This is a genomic window from Peribacillus sp. P4_C12 (assembly GCF_056402095.1).
Window position 1 is genome coordinate 1 of record NZ_JBFUIB010000280.1, and the last position, 4,934, is coordinate 4,934.

General features: G+C 33.1%; 5 protein-coding genes and 1 other annotated feature. Of the genes, 1 reads left to right on the top strand and 4 read right to left on the bottom strand.

Going from position 1 to position 4,934, the window contains the following annotated elements; translation table 11 throughout:
• Positions 1–415, bottom strand: a 415-nt coding sequence (gene argS, locus AC1DUW_RS20995) for an arginine--tRNA ligase domain-containing protein (RefSeq protein WP_477643365.1), incomplete at its 3' end; no start/stop codon positions are given.
• Positions 416–455: 40 nt separating this feature from the next.
• Positions 456–674: a binding site (T-box leader), on the bottom strand.
• 173 nt (positions 675–847) lie between these two features.
• Positions 848–2,092 carry an agmatine deiminase family protein gene (locus AC1DUW_RS21000; RefSeq protein WP_477643366.1) on the bottom strand — a complete coding sequence of 415 codons (1,245 nt, stop codon included), beginning with the start codon at positions 2,090–2,092 and terminating at the stop codon, positions 848–850.
• A gap of 131 nt (positions 2,093–2,223) precedes the next feature.
• Between AC1DUW_RS21000 and AC1DUW_RS21005 the strand changes: the two genes are divergently transcribed.
• Positions 2,224–3,054 carry a MerR family transcriptional regulator gene (locus tag AC1DUW_RS21005; protein ID WP_477643367.1) on the top strand — a complete coding sequence of 277 codons (831 nt, stop codon included), beginning with the start codon at positions 2,224–2,226 and terminating at the stop codon, positions 3,052–3,054.
• A 291-nt stretch (positions 3,055–3,345) separates the two neighbouring features.
• Here AC1DUW_RS21005 and AC1DUW_RS21010 read toward each other — a convergent pair whose 3' ends face one another.
• Both AC1DUW_RS21010 and AC1DUW_RS21015 read right to left on the bottom strand, forming a co-directional pair.
• The gene (locus tag AC1DUW_RS21010) at positions 3,346–3,966 is read right to left on the bottom strand and encodes a recombinase family protein (RefSeq protein ID WP_477643368.1); all 621 of its coding nucleotides are present in this window, start codon (positions 3,964–3,966) and stop codon (positions 3,346–3,348) included.
• A 360-nt stretch (positions 3,967–4,326) separates the two neighbouring features.
• Positions 4,327–4,934, bottom strand: a 608-nt coding sequence (locus AC1DUW_RS21015; protein ID WP_477643369.1) for a TetR/AcrR family transcriptional regulator, incomplete at its 5' end; no start/stop codon positions are given.

The following is a 4,934-nucleotide window of genomic DNA, read 5'->3' on the forward strand; positions in this document are numbered from 1 at the left end:
GTGCATTCCCTATGACCGTTGAACGTAAGTGCCCCATCGAAAAAGGCTTGGCAATATTGGGGGAGGAATAATCAATCACGACACTTTCCTGTACAGGCTGCTTTGAACCATACTGATCCTTTTCACCTAATATGGTTTGCAGCACATTTTCCGTCACCATCTGTTGATTAACGAAGATATTCAGATAACCACCCACAACGTTCATTTCTTGGATCAACTTACTGTTTAATTGTTCAGCTATTTCAGACGCAATCACTTGAGGCGATTTTTTGAAATTTTTTGCAAGAGTAAAGCACGGAAAGGCGACATCACCTAACTCCATTAATTTAGGCTTTTCCATTAATTTTTCTATTTCACTTGYTGGCATTTCATTGTTTAAAGCCGTTGAAATCAAGGCTGCAATTTGTTTATTCATCGTCATTTTCCCTCCTAAACAAAAAAGCCCCCGCCTCTAAATAAGAGACGAGAGCATAGATTCCCGTGGTACCACTCTAGTTGCCACAAATTGTGACCACTTTCCATTGTTAACGAGGTGACTCCCCGATGTTCCCTACTAAACGTTTCAAGAAATTTCTCCAAAGTGCGCTTCATTCATCCGTCCTGCATTAGGCTCTCACCATCCCTAACTCGCTTTCCATTTCAAAATGAACTACTCTCTTCATCACAGAATTTTCAATATTATAATTTAACTCATAGTATACGATTGAAATTTACGTGTCAACATCATAAAATGTCCTGCCTCGATAGTTTTAAAAATCTTCCGTCTATTTGTCTTCACTTCGAGAATTTTATCATATACATATTCCAAGTAAAATTTAAAGCACATTCTCTTGCTTAAAAGACCTATTTAATTAGGAATATTCTTTGTAATACAGTGAATACCACCACCTAAAATATTAAGTGCTGTTGTATTTATCGTAATTACTTTTCTATCTGGGAAAATAGCTTCTAAAACTTTCTTGGCTTGCTCATCTTTTTCCTTAATTATTTCTGGTAATCCTTCTTTCCAATAACTTTGACCTAATACAATACCATTTACAATAAGGAAATTACAATAACTAAGCGCTGGCTGCATTTTAATTTTTCCACTTGGGAATGGAGAACCATCTCTTAATGTATCAGTAGCACCTTCTAGTTCTTTACACCACTGCCATAGGTCATATATTTCATCTCCTGATTCTGCAGTTATATATATCGGTTCTGGACAAGGTATACGCACTATTTTAAATTTTTCACCGTTAATATCTGTAGCATTTTTTACCACTTCATATGCCTTATCTAAACATTCTTTTGTAATTTGAGCAGAATTTAGTTTCTCAGCTTCTTCTTCACTTACTTCTGCTAGTAAAATAGTATTTTCATTTACAAAACGACACATTTCATCAATATGACCATTTGCAGATGCACTACGATATACGGGTTCTCCATCCACAACATCTAATATTCCATCTAACATTTCCTCATCATCAAAAGTAGCATGTGGGATCCAAATTACCTTTTCAAGATTGAATAATCTCTTAAATTCATCCTCAACTTGTTCTTTAGAATATTGAGGATTACGTTTTGTCACTTCAGTATCCTCAATTGTCATAAGCACTCCATTTCCATTGAATTCTCGATCTCCTCCCTCAGAAATAAGGTCAGAATTTACTATGTCAAAACATCCAAATTCAATTGCCTGATGTGGTGCTATCTTAGTTGTCTCAAAAGAAGTTGGTTCTTTGTCATCTGTCAACCCATACTGATTAAATTTAAAGTTTACAAGACGCATGTTACCGTTGTCATCTATAAGAATATCAGCACCATAATCACGAGCCCAATAACTTACATCTGCAAATTGAGTAAACTGAATTCTATCTATATCTATTCCAGCGTTTGATAGTGTTTTTTTACAAATTGTAATTGTTCCCTCTACACCACAGTTTACAAATACTTCAACTTCCCCAACAAGATTCTTTATAACCTCAACAAAAACATCGTGAACATTATATTCTTTGGCTGAATATGCTTCTGCAGGCCAACAAAGCATAACTGCTTTCTGCTTCTCAAATTCTCCAGCATATCTAAAAGCCTTTTCATTTTTATTATTCATTTTTCTATCTCCATTTCATAAAATTACAATTTATATATATTAATGTTTTATACTTCTCCTTGAAGTTTAAATTCATTCATATTCCTTATAATAAGGTGTAGTGTTACACTATAGTCAATAGGGGGTTTATTATGAGTGAAAATAAAAAAATTCATTTTACAACGGGTGAATTTGCAAAACTTGTCGGTGTTTCAAAATATACACTTTTTCACTATGATAAGTTAGGAATTTTTTCTCCTGAATTAAAAGATGAGAATGAGTATAGATACTATTCTACTTTTCAAGTTGAACCATTCTTTGTTATATCTTCACTAAAAGAATTAGGAATGCCATTAAAAGAAATTAATAGTTATTTAGACGGAAGAAATCCAGAAAAACTAATATCTCTTTTAAATACACAGAATGAAAAAATTGATAAGGAAATCAATAGACTTATTGCTATAAAAGAAGTGATTTCACAAAAGATAAAAACTACTCAATCTCTATTTAATATAAATACGGAAAAAATTTTTATATCAACAGAAAAAAAGGAATTGCTGTTTCTTACAAATGCAATTCCCAATTCAGATCAACGAAGTATTGCTGTATCTTTTGCAAATCATATAAAACGTTGTGATGAGCACAATATTGCTTCTCGTTTTTCTGTAGGGCAAATGATTAATCTTAAAAATATATGTAAAGGCAATTATGAATCATATAGGTTTTTTTATACAAAAATTTCATCACCATTGCCAAACGCTAATGTTTATTCAAAAAAAGAAGGTGACTACTTAACTGCTTACCATACAAATGKTTATGACTCAATAGAAGAAACCTATTTAAAAATGCTTGGATTTGCCAATGAAAATAAGTTGTTATTAGATGACTATTTTTTTGAAGATGTCATTTTAGATGAATTATCGGTAACTGGATATGAAAACTTTGTTATAAAAATTTCTATTTTTATTAGGGAGTCTCACTAACATTTCAGGAATTTTGTACGCTAATGTAGTTTCATAAAGGGTATAGTTGAAACTTTGATTTTGGAACGCCTTTGGTACTACTATTTAGTCTAGATTTAGTTTAAATGTGGCAGTTCCGTAAAGAAGCACTTTATCAAGTATTAAAAGTTTGGTCGAGGATATTTAAGACATTTAAACAAGCATTCTTAAATAGCAACATTAGTTATGTTTTTTCGTGAATTTAGGGGGGGGATTTCCCTTTATTAGTTTAGTAAAATTAAGCCCTTGCTTTCCATGCAAAGGCTTCTTCTATTATATGTTGCTACTTTGAAAGTCTATCTCATATTCCTTAACCAACTTATAAAAAGTCGTCTTTTTAACTCCTAATTCACCCATCGCTGTAACGGCTGTTATCTCTCCTGATTTCCAACGATCATAGACTTCCTTGAACTCCTCTGTAGCCTGAACTTTCGGTCGACCAAATGCTACCCCACTTTTCAGAGCCACATCAATTCCTTCACGCTGTCGTTTTCGAATACGGTCCCGTTCCTCTTCCGCCATCCAGGAAAGGATTTGTAAAACCAGATCTGCAATGAAAGTCCCTAAACTATCCTTAAATTGAGTTGTATCCAACAAAGGCATATCCATCACAACGATATCTGCTTGGATATTTTTCGTGATGTCATTCCATTCTTTTAGAATTTCTTCCTTGTTTCRTCCAAAACGATCGAGTGAATGAATATATAGGACATCACCTTTCCGGATCATCCGTTTTAATAGTTTATATTGTTCTCGGTCAAAATTTTTCCCACTTTGTTTATCCATAAAGATATCTCGTTCATCAAGCCCCTTTTCTTTCATGGCTTGAAGTTGTCGTCCTTCATTTTGATCTTTGCTACTAACTCTTATGTATCCGAATTTACGCACATCCATTTTTTTACTCCCTTTTTCGATTTTCTCTCTCTTATTCTATCAAAAACGTTCGTAAAAGTATCAACAAAACAAAGAACGTTCGTAAAGTGTTTTTGTATTTTAACGAACGTTAAAATACGGACATTTTATAGAAAAAAGAACTGTTCGAAAAAGTCTACTTTTACGAACGATGACAACAATTCTATACGCCCATTCCGGAAATTTTATACGCTAAGAGAATTTCAACCTAAAAAGTCGATCTCCTCTACGTAAGGAATCGACTATTCGGTCAATAAAAAAAGAAGCTCTTTGAAGCTTCTTTTTTTATTGTTTCTTAGAGACTTACAAGTTGCCTTTTATTCTCATTTAGAAATAATGTTCTTATTTATTAGGTTSTTGRATTTGAAGCAATTCAAWAAAAACAYTTAACATGTCCTGTATTTGAATTCGATTATCAACAAAATGTTGCASATTAAATCCATTAAAAAGAGCCATGCTAGCCGTCGCTAAAGTTCTAGCATCCAATGGACTTCCGACAATACCTTCGTCCTTCATTTTCTGAAATAAATGTGTAAGGAATGACCTCCATTCCTCCATCTGGAGAATAAGCTTTTCTTTTATCTGAGGTAATTCATTCGAAACCATACATCCTTGGAGAAGCATAGGAGAAGACCCCTTTTCATAAGCCTCATTCACTAAACGCATAGAATATTCTTTAAATGTATTTAGTAAATCACAACCTTTTTGAGTAAGAGCTTCCTTTAAATCCTCAAAATAGAAATCAATACCTTCTTTTATCAACCTCAGTAAGAACTCCTCTTTGGTGGAAAAATGAGCATAGAAAGCACCTTTAGAGTAACCAGCATGTTTTACAATTTGATCAATGCTTGTACTAGAATAGCCTTGCTTAGAAAACAATTCAATTCCTGATCGCATTAATTTGTTGATGGTTTCTTCTGATTGTTTTTGATGATGATTTAACATAAAAA